17 protein-coding genes are annotated in these 17246 nt (G+C 36.4%); 15 read left to right on the top strand and 2 right to left on the bottom strand.

Annotated features, from left to right (window positions below; all coding sequences use genetic code 11):
• Nucleotides 1-91: 91 nt before the first annotated feature.
• From TEPIDINF_RS15250 to TEPIDINF_RS11360, 6 genes are all read left to right on the top strand, one after another.
• On the top strand, nt 92-199 hold the full coding sequence (locus tag TEPIDINF_RS15250; protein ID WP_476471653.1) for a Sec-independent protein translocase family protein: 108 nt from the start codon (nt 92-94) through the stop codon (nt 197-199).
• 109 nt (nt 200-308) lie between these two features.
• Entirely contained in the window at nt 309-893 is a 585-nt protein-coding gene (locus TEPIDINF_RS15245; protein WP_476471652.1) for a molybdopterin-dependent oxidoreductase, read from the top strand.
• Nucleotides 894-905: 12 nt separating this feature from the next.
• A complete protein-coding gene (gene fdnG, locus TEPIDINF_RS11375) occupies nt 906-3389 on the top strand; it encodes a formate dehydrogenase-N subunit alpha (RefSeq protein WP_476471651.1) in 2484 nt (827 codons plus the stop codon).
• Nucleotides 3390-3391: 2 nt separating this feature from the next.
• On the top strand, nt 3392-4237 hold the full coding sequence (locus tag TEPIDINF_RS11370) for a 4Fe-4S dicluster domain-containing protein (protein ID WP_068727683.1): 846 nt from the start codon (nt 3392-3394) through the stop codon (nt 4235-4237).
• Nucleotides 4230-4955, top strand: coding sequence for a formate dehydrogenase subunit gamma (locus TEPIDINF_RS11365; RefSeq protein ID WP_069798661.1), 726 nt, complete (start codon nt 4230-4232; stop codon nt 4953-4955). Before TEPIDINF_RS11370 ends, TEPIDINF_RS11365 begins: the two co-directional genes overlap by 8 nt.
• Before the next feature lie 214 nt (nt 4956-5169).
• The gene (locus tag TEPIDINF_RS11360) at nt 5170-5901 is read left to right on the top strand and encodes a ZIP family metal transporter (RefSeq protein ID WP_421692021.1); all 732 of its coding nucleotides are present in this window, start codon (nt 5170-5172) and stop codon (nt 5899-5901) included.
• A 94-nt stretch (nt 5902-5995) separates the two neighbouring features.
• On the opposite strand, the gene TEPIDINF_RS11355 is transcribed toward TEPIDINF_RS11360, so the two are convergent.
• Nucleotides 5996-6295 (bottom strand): hypothetical protein, encoded by a 300-nt coding sequence (locus tag TEPIDINF_RS11355; protein WP_421692020.1) that lies wholly within the window; start codon nt 6293-6295, stop codon nt 5996-5998.
• 277 nt (nt 6296-6572) lie between these two features.
• Between TEPIDINF_RS11355 and TEPIDINF_RS11350 the strand changes: the two genes are divergently transcribed.
• The 3 genes from TEPIDINF_RS11350 to pheA all read left to right on the top strand — a co-directional run bounded on the left by TEPIDINF_RS11350 (nt 6573) and on the right by pheA (nt 10113).
• Nucleotides 6573-7655 (top strand): prephenate dehydrogenase, encoded by a 1083-nt coding sequence (locus TEPIDINF_RS11350; protein ID WP_161937333.1) that lies wholly within the window; start codon nt 6573-6575, stop codon nt 7653-7655.
• A gap of 285 nt (nt 7656-7940) precedes the next feature.
• Nucleotides 7941-8954, top strand: a complete 1014-nt coding sequence (aroF, locus tag TEPIDINF_RS11345) for a 3-deoxy-7-phosphoheptulonate synthase (protein WP_421692019.1) — start codon at nt 7941-7943, stop codon at nt 8952-8954.
• Between the two features lie 25 nt (nt 8955-8979).
• Nucleotides 8980-10113: a prephenate dehydratase gene (gene pheA, locus TEPIDINF_RS11340; RefSeq protein WP_068726736.1), complete on the top strand. Its 1134-nt coding sequence runs from the start codon at nt 8980-8982 to the stop codon at nt 10111-10113.
• Between the two features lie 46 nt (nt 10114-10159).
• On the opposite strand, the gene TEPIDINF_RS11335 is transcribed toward pheA, so the two are convergent.
• The gene (locus tag TEPIDINF_RS11335; protein WP_421692018.1) at nt 10160-10720 is read right to left on the bottom strand and encodes a beta-class carbonic anhydrase; all 561 of its coding nucleotides are present in this window, start codon (nt 10718-10720) and stop codon (nt 10160-10162) included.
• 75 nt (nt 10721-10795) lie between these two features.
• Here TEPIDINF_RS11335 and TEPIDINF_RS11330 point away from each other — a divergent pair, with 75 nt between their 5' ends.
• The 6 genes from TEPIDINF_RS11330 (at nt 10796) to TEPIDINF_RS11305 (ending at nt 17186) form a co-directional block, all read left to right on the top strand.
• The gene (locus TEPIDINF_RS11330; RefSeq protein WP_421692017.1) at nt 10796-11476 is read left to right on the top strand and encodes a site-2 protease family protein; all 681 of its coding nucleotides are present in this window, start codon (nt 10796-10798) and stop codon (nt 11474-11476) included.
• 24 nt (nt 11477-11500) lie between these two features.
• The gene (locus tag TEPIDINF_RS11325; RefSeq protein ID WP_069798277.1) at nt 11501-12919 is read left to right on the top strand and encodes a sodium:solute symporter family protein; all 1419 of its coding nucleotides are present in this window, start codon (nt 11501-11503) and stop codon (nt 12917-12919) included.
• 5 nt (nt 12920-12924) lie between these two features.
• Nucleotides 12925-13722: a TIGR01457 family HAD-type hydrolase gene (locus TEPIDINF_RS11320; protein ID WP_421692016.1), complete on the top strand. Its 798-nt coding sequence runs from the start codon at nt 12925-12927 to the stop codon at nt 13720-13722.
• A gap of 55 nt (nt 13723-13777) precedes the next feature.
• Nucleotides 13778-14749, top strand: coding sequence for a tRNA modification radical SAM protein MnmL/YtqA (gene mnmL / locus TEPIDINF_RS11315; RefSeq protein WP_421692015.1), 972 nt, complete (start codon nt 13778-13780; stop codon nt 14747-14749).
• 137 nt (nt 14750-14886) lie between these two features.
• Nucleotides 14887-16494, top strand: coding sequence for an ATP-binding protein (locus TEPIDINF_RS11310; protein WP_421692014.1), 1608 nt, complete (start codon nt 14887-14889; stop codon nt 16492-16494).
• 14 nt (nt 16495-16508) lie between these two features.
• Nucleotides 16509-17186, top strand: a complete 678-nt coding sequence (locus tag TEPIDINF_RS11305) for a response regulator (RefSeq protein ID WP_421692013.1) — start codon at nt 16509-16511, stop codon at nt 17184-17186.
• Nucleotides 17187-17246: the final 60 nt, after the last annotated feature.

The raw sequence follows: 17246 nt of genomic DNA, 5'->3' as shown, positions 1-17246 counted from the left end.
AATTAATCATTCTCTTTTTTTATAATTCATATTAAAATAGATTTTGTATAACAATGTGACAATTTTGTTACAATTTTTTTGTGACGAAATTATGATAGAGCATAAAAAGAGAGGGGGACGAAAGGCTGTTGACCGAACATTAAAGGAATTTAAGAGTGCAACAAAAGAGATCATTGATGATCAACCGACCAATAAGTAAAAACAATAACACTATTTGTGAATAATTTCACATTTACCAATATTTTTAATATTTTGAAATTAAATTAGAGCAAAAGAGAAAAATCAATTTTCAGGAAGAGGGGATAGAAATGCCAAAGCTGACAAGACGCCAGTTTTTTAAATTTACTGCAGCATCTGTAGCAGCTTCCTACCTAGCAGAAAAACAAGCCTTTGCTAAAGACAATGGAAATGATAAAACATATCCATTAATGACAGCAGGTGCGGCTACATCATATGGTATCTGCCACTTCTGTTCCGTAGGATGTGGGATTGAGATTAAAACAAAGGGAAATGAAATCGTATCTACAGAAGGATTAAAAAATCATCCGATTAATGAAGGTGCATTATGCCCAAAAGGTCGATCCTTAAAAGAAATGCACAATTCAAAATTGCGTCTTACTTATCCATTAGTGCGTAAGCCAGGAAGTGACAAATGGGAACCCATCTCTTGGGAAGATGCGATTCGCAAAATTGCCAATAAGATTAAAGAGGTTCGTGATAACACCTTTGAAAAAACGATTACTACCAAAGATGGTAAAGTCGTGAAAGTGAATCGTATGAATGGAATGTTTAGTTTAGGAAGCGCGGAAATCGATAATGAAGAAGCTTATCTCTACACAAAGTTTAACCGTGCCCTTGGTGTTCAATATTACACACATCAAGCCGAGATATGACATGCGCCAACGGTGGCTAGTTTAGCCCCTTCATTTGGTCGTGGTGCGATGACTAACAGCTTTACTGACATGAAAAATGCAAAAGTGCTTCTAATTGGAGGAAATAATACCGCAGAAAACCATCCAATGGCAATGCGCTGGGTATTAAAAGCGCAAAAAAATGGTGCCAAGATTATTGTCGTCGATCCACGCTTTAATCGGACAGCAAAAGTAGCAGATATTTATGCTCAAATTCGACCAGGGACAGATATCGCTTATCTAGGTGCGATTGTGAAATATATTATTGAGAATAAATTATACGATGAAGAGTATGTCAAATATTACACCACAGCACTTTACAAAGTAAATCCAGATTTCTCTTTTCATGAAGGTTTATTCTCTGGTTTTGACGAAGCAAAGAAAACATATAACAAAGATACTTGGACCTATCAGTTAGGATCAGATGGGAAACCTTTTGTAGCAGATTCTTTTGATGATCCCGATACCGTCTTGATGAAATTAAAAGAACATTTTAAAGACTATACATTTGAAAAGGCTTCCCAGGTTACGGGAATTCCAGCGGAAAAAATTAAATTAATTGCCGATACTCTTGTAGAAAATCGACCAGGAACCATTCTTTATGCTTTAGGAATGACCCAAAAAACAACAGGAGTACAAGGAATTCGCATGTATGCGATCCTTCAATTGCTTCTTGGGAACATGGGAATGGCTGGTGGCGGTATCAATGCAAACCGCGGAGAACCTAACGTTCAAGGATCAACCGATATAGCTTGTTTACCACATATTTTACCTGGTTATATGCCAGTGCCAATCGATAAACATGCGACATTAAATGATTATGCGATGGCATTTGGCATGACAAGAACGAAGCAGACGATTGCATTATTAAAAGCCTGGTATGGGGATAAAGCAACTCCAGAAAATGAGTTTGGTTATCATTACTTACCAAAACGGGATTCAAAGGAAGCATCCCAAGGTCATATTTCCATTTTTGAAAATATGAACAAAGGGAAGTTTACATTAGGGCTTATTTTTGCACAAAACCCTGCGGTTAGTACGCCGAACTTAGAGTTAGTCTGGAAAGGCTTATCGAAATTAGAAATGTTGGTCGTTTCTGAAGTATTTGAAACGGAAACGGCAGCATTCTGGCAACATCCTGGTGCTAATCCAAAAGAGATCAAAACAGAGGTTGTTCTTTTACCTGCAGCGATGTCTTTTGAGAAAGCAGGTACAATGACCAACTCTGCAAGGTGGATTCAAGGGAAACCGGCGGCGGTTCGTCCACCTGGAGAAGCAAAACCAGATGCCGATATTATCTCAATGATTCTATTAAAGTTAAAAGAATTATATAAAAATAGCACTGATGAAAAAGATCGCTCAATTCTTGATTTAACATGGGATTATCATGTAGAAGGCAAAGAAGAAATCGATCTTGAGAAAGTCTTAAAAGAGATAAACGGCTATGATTTAACAACTGGGAAACTATTAAATAGTGCAGCACAGATCCAAAAAGCAGAACCAGGCACAGTTTCTTCTGGCTTAGGAGGCCTTTATACAGGCGTGATTACAGAGGAAGGAAACCACTCGTTACGTCATGATAATAGTGATCCAAGCGGCTTGGGGCTTTATCCAAATTGGACGTTTGCATGGCCAGGCAATATTCGTATTCTTTATAATCGTGGATCTGCTGACATTAATGGGAAGCCTAGAGATAAAGATCGTGCCCTTGTATGGTGGGATGGAACCAAGTGGATAGGTCCAGATATTTTAGACGTTGCTGCCAAAGATAAAGAACCAAATACACCTGAAGGTTCACAAGTATTCCCGATTGCGGATACAAAAGGTGCTTTATTCCGTACCGTTTATGCAAAACCACAAAAAGAGAAAGTATCTGTAGAATTGAAAGAAGGGTATGACCCTAACATATTCAAAGTGGCTCCAATATTTAAGGAAGCAGGAATTGCAGATGGCCCATTACCTGCTCATTATGAGCCGAAAGAGTCACCGGTAGAAAATGCTTTTTATCCAAAACAAAAAAATAACCCGATTTTGCGTGGGTTCAGAGTTCCCGAAATTCAAAAACTGGGTGAAGCAAAAGACTATCCTTATGTTTTAACAACTTATATGTTGACAGAGCAATTTTTATCAGGTGGGGTTACTAGGAATACACCGCAATTGAACGAATTAATGCCTTCCAACTTTGTCGAGATGAGTAAAAATCTTGCAAAGAAAATCGGTGTTCAGTCTGGAGATAAAGTCACGATTTCCACAGCACGTGGAAAAGTAACCATTCCGGCAATGGTGACTGATCGTATCCAAACCTTAACAATTAATGGGAAACAAGTGGAAGTCGTTGGTGTTCCTTGGGGCTGGGGATTCAAAGGTCTTGTAAGCGGAGATTCAATTAATCTTGTGACCAACTCGGTAACCGATCCAAATACAGGTACACCAGAATATAAGGCATGCTTATGCAATGTGACGAAGGGGGATAAGTAATTATGGCACAAAAAACAGATAAAGCGATATTAGTGGACACCTCACTTTGTACAGGTTGTAAAGCATGTCAATTGGCTTGTAAAGAATGGCATAATCTTCCAGCTACGGAGTTTGATAAGGTTCCAGGTACTTACCAAAACCCTGCTGATCGCTCGTTTAATACCTTAACCTTGATGCGATTTGATGAAAAATATGATCCGAAGACCAATACTTTTGAGTGGTTAATTCGCAAAGATCAATGTATGCATTGTTCTGATGCTCCTTGTGTTGCGATCTGTTCAACAGGGGCGCTATATCAGCATAAGGAAGGTTTTGTTGCTTTTGATCAGGAAAGCTGTATTGGTTGTGGCTACTGTGAGAAGGCTTGTCCATTTGATATCCCAAGATACCAGCATGATGCTTTTACAGGTAAGGATAAGATGAATAAATGTAATTTTTGTCAGGATAAGATTACCAATGGAGAAGCACCTGCATGTGTACAAACTTGTCCGACCAAAGCATTAGAATTCATGTCATGGGATGAGGCAATAAAACAAGCCTATAAACGAGTTAAACAAATTAAAAATCGTTTTCCAAATGCGAATGTTTACGGTGACAAATTAATGGGTGGAACCCACTATATTTACGTTTTAACTGAGAAACCGGAGGAGTATGGTTTACCAACCAATCCAAAAACGAATGAACTAGTCGAATTCCGGTCCGGGGTCATTAAACCTGTTACCGAGGTATTAATGGGTGTCGCGGGAATTGGATTCCTAGCCAACTTTATTGTTTCTTCCACCGCCTTTAACTTTAATGGAAAAGATGAGCCTGAAGATTTTTTGAAGGAGGAGAAGAAACATGAGTAAAGCCTATAAACGAACGAAATATGTAAAAAGATATTGTGTTCCCGATCAAATAATGCATTGGATGGTTGCCCTTGGTTTTGTACTTTTACTTGTAACGGGGTTTATGATTTTCTTTAAAGGACCAGCTTCACTGCTCACAACAGAAGCAGGTATGGCTTTTCGCCAAGGACATCGCATTGGGGCGATTCTCTTCATTGGTGCACCACTGATTTATTTTCTTTTTTCTAGTAAACGTTGGGGGTTTTTAGTTGCTTTTAAATGGGGAAAATATGACTTTGGTTGGTTAAAGGCCGCTCCTAAACACTATTTTATCGGTGGTGAAGGGATGCCGCCACAGGATAAGTATAATACAGGACAAAAATTGTATTTTCTAGTTGTCATTGTCTTTGGTTTGCTACTAGCCATGTCAGGTTTTGCATTATGGTTTGATTGGTTTAATGGTTCTTTGGGTGTATGGATGCTAGTCATACATGATGTTTCTGCGTTAATCATCACGATTTTCTTCGGGATCCATTTGCATTTAACCGTTTTCCATGCCAGAGAAAGAGCATCTTTCAATGCGATGACAACAGGATGGATGGAGGCAGAATATGCAGAACATCATCACAAATTATGGTTTGATAAAGTGAAGTACGATCAAATGATTACCTGTGGTGAGAGAAAAATGAGGAAAATGAAACAGGTCGATCAAAATAAAAACAATACATTCCAAGCTTAAACAGGAAAAAGGTACATTTACATTACGTAAGTGTGCCTTTTTCGATAACCATTATTTCTGGTTTCTTTTAACAAGTGCATGGACAGGGACTCTACATTTGGAGATTAGCATTTTAGAATAAAACTTTTTTCTTTTCTTTTTCTCACGTAAAATATAAGAAGATATTAAATTAAACTATATTAGGAGTGCTTTGCTTGAAAGAGTGGTGTAAAGTATGATAAGCATGTTAATCGGTAGTCTATTAGCGGGGATTTCCACCGGCATTGGGGCTTTACCCCTGTTTTTTTTAAAAGAATTAAATCATAGAATGAGAGATACCCTTTTAGCTTTTACAGCAGGGGTCATGGTGTCTGCAAGTACATTTAGTTTAATCCCTCAGGCAAAAGAGGGAGGAATTCTTCCAGTTTTTATAGGAGTGTTTTTAGGAACCAACATTTTGCTTTTAATGGAAAGAGTCATACCGCACATTGAAATCGAGAACTTTAACCAAAATTTAAAAGGAATTGATCATAAAACATGGTTAATTGTTGTGGCCATTACTCTACATAATATTCCAGAGGGTTTGTCTGTTGGGGTATCCTATGCCTCAGAACATAGTCAACTGGGGCCACTTATAGCTATAGCCATCGGTTTGCAGAATGCGCCAGAAGGGCTATTGGTTGGGCTTTTCCTAGTCCAACAAAAAATAAGCAAAGGAAGTTCCTTTCTCATTGCCCTCTTTACAGGAATGATTGAGGTGGTAGCTGCAATTGCTGGGTATTTTGCCATAAGTATTGTGGATTTTATTGTCCCATATGGGTTAGCTTTTGCAGCTGGGTCTATGATTTATATCGTATACAAGGAGCTGATTCCAGAAAGCCATGGCCATGGTTATGAAGTATCAGCAACGATTGCTTTTGTCAATGGCTTATTAGTCATGTTCTTTTTAAATGAATGGTTTATGTAAAACAAAAACACCTCAATCGAGGTGTTTTAAATTATTATTGTTTTATTTCACGAAAAGACATGAATGACGGAGCGTATGCAAAATACGATACACTTTAATGCGAGTGTGAAGAACGTAATTGGCGTTTTTGCACATGTTGGTTTTGAAAACGGCGATTACGGATATATAATGCCATATCTGTTGCAACCATGGCAAAGTTGATGATATATAAATAGATAACCCCATCATAGCTATTGAAAAGTTTATTTAAAATCCCAGCAATATAACCTATTAGTAAAATAGTTAAGAATAAAAAGCTTTTACCTTCTATAGATCTAGATTCATAGGATTTGTAAATAGAAAATGGCCATGCTGCACCAAAACAAAGTAACATGACAATCTCAAAAATACTCATAATGAATTCCCCCGATGATCATATTTTCTCCTATCCACGCTTTAAAAGGATATATTTATTTGTTAATCATTTCACATCCTCAATTGACATTATAAATCAAAAACAAAGAAAAAGGTGTGACAAATATTCAAAAAAGATATTACATACATTTAGCAATAATCAGAAAAATAAGCAAAATCAAAAATTTAAAAAGAAAAATAGCAATTTAATGCTTTTAAACATAAAAGCTGTAAATTATAATATAACTATGTTACTAAATGAGAAAGGGAGAAGGAGATTGGGAAAACAAATTGCAATCATTGGTCTAGGTCTTATGGGGGGATCTTTAGCAAAGGCATTACAAAGTAAGTGGGATGTAACCATTACGGGAGTGGACCAAGATCAAACAACTATAGAAACTGCTATGGCCGAACGAACAATCCAATATGGATTAAATCATTTAGAAACCTTATCTTGGGAAGTTTTTGATCTGATTATCTTTTGTACACCGATTGAAATCACCTTACAATGGATGGAAAGAATTGATGGCAAAGTAAAGGATACGGCTACTGTCATCGATATTGGTAGTACCAAAGGGCAAGTTATGCAGCTAGCAGCAAAGGTAAACTATGATTTTATAGGTGGGCATCCAATGGTTGGCTCGGAAAAATCCGGTTATATCCATTCAAAAGGCCATTTGTTTGAAAATGCCTATTTTATTCTCACACCATTAGAGCAATCCAAAGAAGAAAAAATCACCCTTTTATATGAAATGATCGATGCGATTGGGGCGATGCCAATTACCATGGATGCAGAACAGCATGACTTATTTACAGCTGTTATTAGTCATGTTCCGCATATTATAGCTTCTGCATTGGTGCATATGATAAAAGAGTTTGATCATAAAGAGGTGTTAATCAAATTAGCAGCTGGAGGATTTAAAGATATTACACGTATTGCTTCATCAAGTCCTCATTTATGGCAACATATTAGTTTGAGTAATAAAGAAAAAATCGATCTAGTATTAAAACAGCTTCTTACAACCATTGATGAATATAAACAACGATTACGTGAAGAGAACAACGATTATCTGTTTACCTATTTTTCAAAGGCAAAAGAGATGAGAGACCAAATCGTAGATACGGTAAACACAGATATCCCCAAGCAATATGCTTTAATTGTAGATATCGAAGATCGGCCTGGCATGATTGCCAAGATCTCAACCTTACTTTACGAACATCAGATCAATATTAAAAATATCGGAATCATTCATAATCGGGAATTTGAAAATGGTTGCCTAAAAATTATTCTTGAAAATCGTTTAGATCAAGTCTCTGCTTATCAAGTTTTACAAAAACATGAATATCTTGTTTTTAAATAAGGGTTGACACACACACTTTAAAGGGTTAAAATTAGTTTAAATTTTCACAACTGTTCAAGAAAGGCGTTGGAGTTAAACCATGCTTACGAATATTAAAAAAGGGAATCGATTTTATAACTACTTTTTTAGCTGGGGCTTTTATTTTAGCGCTGGTTTTTTGGGTTATAAAAAACGAAAACTACCTTTTTTAATGAGTATTGAATAAAAGCTTAATCTTTAATTTATTCATAAGAGGCTCATTAGAGCCTCTATTTTTTTACCAAAAAATAAAAAGGAGGCGTTATTATGATCGTTGTATTAAAAAGCGGAGTAAATGAAGAGCAGGTAAGTAAGGTAAGTGAAAAGATTGAGAAAATGGGTGTATTAGTTCATGTGAGTCGTGGACAGGATTTAACAATACTGGGGTTAATTGGTGATACACAAAGATTAGATACCAGTAAGTTAGAATCCATTGATATTGTTGAAAAAGTAATTAGAGTACAACAACCTTTCAAATTGGCCAATCGTTTATTCCATCCTGAGAACTCAATAGTAAAGATTGAGCACCAACAAGTAGGTGGCGACTCTTTTACAATCATTGCCGGCCCATGTTCTGTTGAAAGTGAAGAGCAGATTATGACTGTGGCTCAAGGTGTTAAGGAATCAGGTGCCCATATGCTTCGAGGTGGGGCATATAAACCGAGAACCTCGCCATATGGTTTTCAGGGGTTACAGGAAGAAGGACTACAATTATTAAAAATGGCTAAAGAGCATACTTCTTTACCCATTGTAACAGAGGTTATCTCTCCTGATTTAGTTGGGGTTGTGAGTGAGTATTCTGACGTCTTACAGGTTGGTGCAAGGAATATGCAGAACTTCCAACTATTAAAAGAAATCGGTAAAACCAATAAGCCTGTTTTGTTAAAAAGAGGTGCTTCTGCTACGATTGAAGAGTGGTTATTAGCGGCTGAATATATTTTGTCTGAAGGAAACGAGAACGTCATTTTATGTGAAAGAGGTATTCGTACCTTTGAGAAATATACAAGAAATACGTTAGACTTAAGTTCTATCCCGGTTGTAAAAAAATTAAGTCATTTGCCAGTGATTGTTGATCCAAGTCATGCTGCAGGAAAAAGGGATTGGGTGATTCCACTTGCAAGAGCAGCAATGGCTGTAGGAGCCGATGGAATTATTGTTGAGGTCCATCAACAACCAGAAATTGCTTTAAGCGATGCAGCCCAGCAACTAACTTTACCGATGTTTGATGACTTAATCAATGATCTGAAGAAAATGGCAGATGTAATGGGTCGTAAAATCTAATTTCTTTGAAAAAGAGGTACGAAACATGGAACGGTTAGACCAAATAAGAGCTGAAATTGATCAATATGATCAACAAATCGTTGAATACTTTGAAAAAAGAATAAAAAAAGCATTAGAAGCCTTAGAAATCAAACAAGAGCTTGGGCTTCCTATCCTGCAACAAGATCGAGAACAACTCGTTTTGGATAAAGTGGTTCGACATCTACAAGATAAAGAACTAACTCAAGAAATTCAGGAATTATATCGAATTATCATGAAATTAAGTAGACAGATTCAGGCTAAAAAGTGGAATCTGTCAGATCTGCTTTTGATAGGAGAATCGATTTTACTTCCAATTGGGGAACCATTAAGCAAAAAAACAATCGCTTTTCAGGGTGAACCAGGTGCATTTGGCCATCAAGCCTTAAAAAAATATTTTGGTAATAAAGAAACCGTTCTTCATTTTGAAAAATTTGAGGATGTGTTTAAGGCATTAGTAGAGGGGAATGCCGACTATGGGGTATTACCGATTGAAAATTCATCAACAGGGGGTATTCATGAAGTTTATGACCTTCTGCTAAAATACGATTTATATATTGTAGGTGAAGAAATCTTACCGATTGAACATCATCTTCTTAGTGTTGAAGGGGCGACTGAAGAATCAATTGTTGAGGTATATTCCCATATCCAGGGATTCCGTCAATGTAAATCCTTTTTAGATCAGCATCCTGATTGGAAATTGATCACTTATGATAATACAGCAGCAAGTGCGAAACTCATTAAAGAATTGAACGAGACAAGTAAAGCGGCGATTGCAAGTAAGGAAGCAGCCGAATTATATGGCTTAAAGGTATTAAAGAACAATATTCAAACCAATCAAGAAAATTGGACTCGTTTTATCATCGTAGGGAGAAAAGTGGAATTGAGTGAAGAAAGTAAAAAAATAAGTTTGATCTATTCTTTACGACATAATGTTGGATCACTGTATGATAGTTTAGGAATTTTTACAAAACACGGTATTAACCTTGTTAAATTAGAATCAAGGCCAATTCCTAACCAACCATGGAAATATCATTTTTATGTGGATGTTGAAGGGAATTTATTAGATAAACAAATACAACGAGCAATTGAGGAATTACAAGAGAATATCATTAATTTAAAAATCATCGGAAACTATTAGGGAATTAACTTAAGAAAAAAAGGGGACTAGGTGTAGCCTAATCCCCTTATTTATACCCATCTACAATCAAATCTAATCTGCCTGTATGTGGATCGATAATTAGTCCATGAACAGGAGTCCCCTTTGGTAATAAGGGATGGTTTTTAATGACTTGAACACTATGTTTTACATTCTCCTCCACACTTTCAAATCCAGATAACCATTCAACAAGAGGAATACCTGAATGTTCCAGTGTATTGATCACTTCTTCAGATATACTTCTTTCCTTCATATGTTTAATCATTTGCTTACTATCAATTTGGCTCATACCACAGTCATAATGGCCGATCACCATTACCTCCTCTGCCTGAAGCTCATATAGCGCAACAAGAATACTTTTCATCGCACTTCCAAATGGATGAGAAACAATCGCTCCTGCATTTTTTATCATTTTAATATCTCCATTTTTTATGTTCATGGCTTGGGGAAGTAGTTCCACCAAGCGGGTATCCATACAGGTTAAGACCACTATTTTTTTGTTGGGAAACTTGCTTGTCTGATATCTCTCAAATTCCTTATTTTCGACAAACGTTTTATTAAACGCTAAAATTTCATAAAGTTTTTCCATTTCTATTACTCCTTTACTAAAATTTTTTACTTCTCAATTCATTTTAGCTATAATAGGTTGAAGGTGGTGAAGAAAATGGAAACATTACAACGTTTTTTATATTATCCTATCAACCAAGTACCTTATGTTATTTTTGCCCTAATTGTCGCTTTTACTGTACATGAATTTAGCCATGCCTTTGTTGCGTATAAATTTGGCGATCCTACTGCTAAAAATCAAGGCCGATTGACATTAAATCCCGCGGTTCATTTAGACCCGATTGGAACGATTTTAATATTTATTGCTGGATTTGGTTGGGCAAAACCAGTTCCTGTGAATTACTTCTTTTTTAAGAATAAACGACTTGCGGGTGTTTTAGTATCCATTGCTGGCCCGATCAGTAACTTATTGGTGGCTACCATCGCGATGGGATTATGGTTTGCACTTGATGCTATTGGAATACTTGCTCAATTAAGTACTAGGGCAATAGATGTTCTAATTCCATTATTTACAATTTTGATCAATTTAAATGTGGTGTTATTTATATTTAATTTAATCCCACTTCCTCCACTTGATGGTTACCGAGTGATCGAGGATTTAGCACCAAGTCAAGTCAGATCAAAACTTATTCAATATGAACATTATAGTTTGTTTATTTTCCTCATTTTATTTATCACACCTGTTGGGGATTTTGTGTTTGGCTCAATCTTTGATACCATCCAACCAATCATTTTTAATTCATTGGAGAATTTATTTCTTTTCATCTTTAGCTTGTAATTTATAGATAAGAGGGATGGCGTAATGTCTATTTATGTCTTTGGTTTTATTCTTTATCTACTTATTATTTTTGGCATTGGCATCTTTACAAAAAGATATATTAAAGATTCCTCAGATTTCTTGGTTGGAGGACGTAGACTAAACACTGGGCTATTATTTACCACTTTGCTTTCAGCTAATATTGGGGCTGGGTCAACAGTAGGAGTAGCGGGTTTGGGCTATATCAATGGGGTCTCTGCATGGTGGTGGATTGGTGCTTCAGCCATTGGTTCCTTTCTGTTAGCTTATACAGTAGGGCCTAAAATCTGGGAACTATCAAAACAATATAATCTTATCACATTAGGGGATTATCTTGAACATCGATATCATACTTCTTTCCGTTTAATGATTGCTGCCATGATGACCATTGGCACACTGGCATTATTCGCTGGACAATTGATTGGGATTTCATGGATTTTAACGGTGGTTGTCGGAACTTCAAAAACAGTCGGCGTACTCATTGGGGCAATTGTGGTTAGCCTTTATTTTGTGATCGGTGGTCTTTTATCCTCAGCGATTGTTAATGTATTTCAATTATCTATGATTTTGTTTGGCTTTATCATCTCTTTGCCCTTTGCCCTCAATTCAATTGGCGGTTGGGATTCATTGGTACAATTAATTAGTCAACATCTAGATGATGTAGAGAAAAGTCGACAATATTTCTCCTTTAGCGGAATTGGCATCAAGGCGATTATTGGCTATATTTTTTTATTAACACCTTCTTTTATTATCTCGCCTGGACTGATTCAGAAGATTTTTGGTGCAAAAGATGAGCAGGTAGTTAAAAAAGGAACGGCATATAATGGATTGATTCAATTATTTTTTGCTTTTATCCCAGTCATCATAGGAATGACGGCTTTTGCCGCTTTCCCTGAACTAGCAAGTCGAGAGATGGCTTTACCTATGGTAATGAAAGAAATGCTGCCAGTTGGGATCAGCGTGTTAGCGCTAGCTGCTATTTTTGCTGCCGAGGCAAGCACTGCTGATGCGGTTTTATTTATGATTACATCCTCATTAGCAAAGGATATTTATGCAACCTATATCAATAAAAAGGTTTCCAATCAAGAATTGCTGAAAGTAAGCCGGATGATTACTATTGTTAGTGGCGTAGCTGGTGTGGTGTTAGCCTTATATTTACCTAATATCATTGCTAGTTTGTCTATTTTCTATTCTTTAATGTCTGTTGCGATTACTGCACCATTATTATTTGGCATTTATTCAAAAGGAGCCAATACATTATCTGCCTTTCTGGCTAGTGGACTTGGGATAGGGATTACTTTAGTACTAAATTATACTACGGGTGGAAAAGGGTTTGGTATTTTAACCCCTCAAGCGATTGGGATGATTGTTTCGATTGGCTTGATCTTGTTGATGGTTCTTTTTGCAAAGCCAAGGAGGTTTTAATCAGATTGATAGGATTTTTAATTGATTTAGATGGAACGATGTATCATGGAGGAATAGCAATTCCTCATGCCTCAACATTCATTCAACATTTAAGAGAAAGAGGGATTCCATTCCTATTTGTAACCAACAACTCTTCAAGGACACCTAAGATGGTGGCCGATCATCTTAACAAATTAGGAATTCCTGCACATGAGCATGAGATTTATACATCGGCTCAAGCCACAGCACAATATATCATCGACTACAAACTAGGTAAAAATGTATATATGATTGGTGAATCTGGATTAGAAGCAGCACTAGAAGAGGTAGGAATCCAAATTAGTGAGGGAATGAATGGAAAAAGGGAACAGATTGATGCGGTTATTCAAGGAATCGATCGAGCGTTCAATTATCAAAAATTAACGAAAGCTGTTCAATTGATCCACCAAGGGGCAAGGTTTATTATAACAAATCCTGATCATCTTCTTCCTTCTGACAAAAGGCCTCAACCAGGTGCGGGTTCAATTGCAGCAGCGATTCAGGCCGCGAGCAAAAAAGAACCGGTGGTGATTGGTAAACCCTCACCAATCATCATGGAATACGCCATTACTAAGCTAATGAATCAAGCTCCTTCTTTATCTAGAGAAAATATCTGGGTGGTCGGTGATAATCAGCACACAGATATCCAAGCAGGGATCAAAGCCGGATTACCAACTGCATTAGTACTGACAGGGATAACCAAAGCAGATGATCTTAACCTTTCTTCATTTCAGCCGCAAATTGTGGTAAATGATTTGTTTGAGTTAGCACAGAAATTATTATAGGAAGTATGTTAAAATAGTAGATATCATTTTGAAAACAAGAATGGAAGATTACGTAATGATCAAATCAACAACAAGTGTTCAAGAGCAACTTCCTCGCTTATGGGGGAACAAACGTTATCATACATTAAATTATGATTATCGCCAGAAATTTGGAGAAAAAGTATTTAAAGTGATGTTAGATGGTGGATTTACTTGCCCAAACCGTGATGGATCAGTGGCTACAGGAGGTTGTATTTTTTGTAGTGCTCGTGGATCCGGCGATTTTGCTGGAGATAGAAGAATAGAATTAAAACAGCAATTTAGAGAAGTACGAGATAAAATGCATGAAAAGTGGCCAAAGGCAAAATATATTGGCTACTTTCAGGCCTTCTCTAATACGTATGCTCCTGTAAACGAATTAAGAGAGATGTATGAAGCAATCTTAGAGGAAGAAGGAGTTGTTGGCTTATCTATTGCTACTCGCCCAGATTGTTTGCCAGATGATGTCCTTGATTTACTAGAGAAAATGAATCATAAAACAAACCTCTGGGTCGAATTGGGACTACAAACCATTCATGAGCATACCCAACAATTGATAAACAGAGCCCATAGTTATGAAGTTTTTTTAGATGGCGTTTCAAAATTAAGAGAACGGAATATTAATGTAGTGGTTCATATTATTGTGAATTTGCCTGGAGAAAGTGAAGAAGAAATGATGGAAACGGCAAAAGCTGTAGCCCAGATGCCTGTTCAAGGTATAAAAATCCATATGCTTCATCTCTTGAGAAAAACACCGATGATGAAATTATATCGGGAAGGCAAATTAACTTTTATGAATCGTGAGGAATACACCAAGTTGGTCGTAGATATGATTGAAATTTTGCCTCCTGAGATGGTTGTTCATCGTTTAACAGGAGATGGCCCACCAGATCTTTTAGTAGAACCATTATGGACTTTGAAGAAATGGGAAGTTTTAAATGGGATTGATAAAGAATTAGCTAGAAGGGATACATGGCAAGGCAAATATTTTGAAGAAAAAAATAAATAAGAAAGAGTGGATTCCCACAAAAGTAATTAGAATCGCTTATTAAACAATTCGTTACTTATGTGGGTATTTTTATTTTTTCTCCTAAAAAGAGTGAATATTTTGTATGATGTTAATAGATGGACAAAAGGGGGATTTTCATGAAAAAGATCCATTTGCGACTGCAAACCAAGATCATTATCTTATCCATGGCTTTTATCTTAATCGTTATTCTGATCTTAGGAATTGTATCTTCCATGATGATCACCTCTAATCTTGAAAGAAAGATTGGTGAAAATGCTTTAAATATAGCAAAAACAACGGCAATAATGCCAGCGATCCACCAAGCCTTTAAGATGGATGATCCTAGCAAAGTGATCCAACCTTTAGCTGAAAAAATTCGTAAAGAAGTAGGAGCTGAATTTGTTGTTATTGGGAACAAAGAGGGGATTCGTTATTCCCATCCCTATCTTGACCGTTTGGGGAAGAAAATGGTAGGGGGAGACAATGACCCTGTATTAAAAGAAGGAAGGGCAATTATTTCAAGTGCAGTAGGAACACTAGGACTATCTCTGAGAGGAAAAGCGCCTATTTTTGATGAAACCAAACAGGTGATTGGTGTGGTTTCTGTTGGTTTCTTAATGGAGGATATCAAAGATCGAGAAAAAGCCCTTGTTATAAAAATGATCGTCCCAATTTTATTAGTAATATTGATAGGGATAGCAGGTTCGTTCTTTTTATCTTGGAACATTAAAAAGGATATTTTTGGCTTAGAGCCAGAAGAAATTTCGCAATTATTTTTAGAACGGGAGGCGCTTTTAGAAAGCGTAAAAGAAGGAATTATTGCAGTTGACAAGCAAGGTAAAATTACAGTGATCAACGAAACAGCAAAAAAGATACTAGATCACAAAAATCAAAAAATTAAATTCATAGGAAAGCCAATACAAGAGGTTCTTGCCAATACGAAAATTATTGAGGTATTAAATACAGGAAAAGCGCAATACGATGAAGAAATGTTAATTGGAGATGAATGGGTCATTACCAATCGTGTTCCGATGATTGTAAAAGGAAAAGTAATCGGGGCAGTGGCTAGTTTTCGTAGAAAGATGGAAATTGATCGTCTTTTACAAGAATTATCCGATCATAAGGTTTATTTAGATACATTAAGAGCGCAAAATCATGAATTTACCAATAAGCTTTATACCATTTCTGGTTTGTTGCAACTAGGTAAAATTCAAGAAGCGATTTCTTTTATCACCGATGAAACGGTTCAACAAGATGATATGATTGCCTTCTTGATGGAGCATATTTATGATCCAAAGCTCTCAGCTTTCTTTATAGGGAAGCTGACAAGAGCAGAAGAACAAAAGGTGCAGTTTGTGATTGATTCCAATACTCATTTACAAGAAGAATTACATGAAGTTGATATAGAAGATTTAATTACGATTTATGGAAACCTGATAGAAAATGCCTTAGACTCAGTTCGTAATCAAGACAAAGAAAATAAAAGAATCATTGTCTTATTACAAAATAGGGAGCAAAAGATTTTCTTTAGAATCGAAGATTGGGGTACGGGAATTCCTGATGAGATCAAGGAAAAGATCTTTAAAGATGGTTTTACAACCAAAGGGGATTCAAGAAAAAGGGGAATTGGCTTAGCATTAGTTGATACCTTAGTAAAGAAATATCATGGGAAGATCTTTTTTTATCAACCAGATCATCAAGGAGTCGTATTTGAAGTTGAATTAACAAAACCGATGAATGATTAAGGAAGGAGGCAGGTATGGTGTATAAAGTTTTGATCATTGAGGATGATTTTCGTATCGCTGAAATCAATAAATCTTTTGTCAGCCAGGTAGAAGGTTTTGAGATTGTTGACATTGCTTTAAATGGGAAAACAGCTTTGCAATTATTGCAACAACACCAACCAGATCTCGTCCTTCTAGACGTGTATATTCCTGATATATCGGGAGAGGAATTATTCTTGCATATAAAAGATGCTTATCCCCAAATCGATGTGATTATGATTACGGCTGCAAAAGAAGTAAAAACACTTGAAGTCTTTTTAAGGCATGGAATCTTCGATTATTTGGTAAAACCAGTTCGCATTGAACGTCTACATAAATCTTTAAATAAATATCACTGGTATAAACAAAAGTTAGCAAAAGAGACCGAATTAGATCAAACTGAGATCGATGCGATTATGGGGCGTTCCATACATCTAGAACACCAATCGGAACATTACCCTAAGGGTATAGACCCCTTAACTTTAGAAAGGGTAAGAAGGTTTTTAAATAAAGAAGGGAGTGTATTTACAGCTGAAGAAATAGGAAAAGAACTTGGAATTGGTCGTAGTACTGCAAGACGTTATTTAGAATTTCTTGTAAATAAAGGGGAAATTATGGTCGATTTAAGATATGGAACTGTAGGAAGGCCAGAAAGAATCTATGGACATTTATGATTTCTTGTGAACAAAATGAACAAAATAGACTTTATTCAATTAATAAACAGTATGGATGAA

It is taken from the genome of Tepidibacillus infernus (assembly GCF_048898065.1).
GTDB lineage: Bacteria > Bacillota > Bacilli > Tepidibacillales > Tepidibacillaceae > Tepidibacillus_B > Tepidibacillus_B infernus.
This window is presented reverse-complemented; position numbering and strand designations above follow the sequence as displayed.

What these genes read in the sequence shown, in the direction of transcription:
- TEPIDINF_RS15250 (WP_476471653.1), top strand. Translation starts at nt 92, where the DNA reads ATGATAGAGCATAAAAAGAGAGGGGGACGAAAGGCTGTTGACCGAACA.
- TEPIDINF_RS15245 (WP_476471652.1), top strand. Translation starts at nt 309, where the DNA reads ATGCCAAAGCTGACAAGACGCCAGTTTTTTAAATTTACTGCAGCATCT.
- TEPIDINF_RS11370 (WP_068727683.1), top strand. Translation starts at nt 3,392, where the DNA reads ATGGCACAAAAAACAGATAAAGCGATATTAGTGGACACCTCACTTTGT.
- TEPIDINF_RS11365 (WP_069798661.1), top strand. Translation starts at nt 4,230, where the DNA reads ATGAGTAAAGCCTATAAACGAACGAAATATGTAAAAAGATATTGTGTT.
- TEPIDINF_RS11360 (WP_421692021.1), top strand. Translation starts at nt 5,170, where the DNA reads ATGATAAGCATGTTAATCGGTAGTCTATTAGCGGGGATTTCCACCGGC.
- TEPIDINF_RS11355 (WP_421692020.1), bottom strand. Translation starts at nt 6,295, where the DNA reads ATGAGTATTTTTGAGATTGTCATGTTACTTTGTTTTGGTGCAGCATGG.
- aroF (WP_421692019.1), top strand. Translation starts at nt 7,941, where the DNA reads ATGATCGTTGTATTAAAAAGCGGAGTAAATGAAGAGCAGGTAAGTAAG.
- pheA (WP_068726736.1), top strand. Translation starts at nt 8,980, where the DNA reads ATGGAACGGTTAGACCAAATAAGAGCTGAAATTGATCAATATGATCAA.
- TEPIDINF_RS11335 (WP_421692018.1), bottom strand. Translation starts at nt 10,720, where the DNA reads ATGGAAAAACTTTATGAAATTTTAGCGTTTAATAAAACGTTTGTCGAA.
- TEPIDINF_RS11330 (WP_421692017.1), top strand. Translation starts at nt 10,796, where the DNA reads ATGGAAACATTACAACGTTTTTTATATTATCCTATCAACCAAGTACCT.
- TEPIDINF_RS11325 (WP_069798277.1), top strand. Translation starts at nt 11,501, where the DNA reads ATGTCTATTTATGTCTTTGGTTTTATTCTTTATCTACTTATTATTTTT.
- mnmL (WP_421692015.1), top strand. Translation starts at nt 13,778, where the DNA reads ATGATCAAATCAACAACAAGTGTTCAAGAGCAACTTCCTCGCTTATGG.
- TEPIDINF_RS11310 (WP_421692014.1), top strand. Translation starts at nt 14,887, where the DNA reads ATGAAAAAGATCCATTTGCGACTGCAAACCAAGATCATTATCTTATCC.
- TEPIDINF_RS11305 (WP_421692013.1), top strand. Translation starts at nt 16,509, where the DNA reads ATGGTGTATAAAGTTTTGATCATTGAGGATGATTTTCGTATCGCTGAA.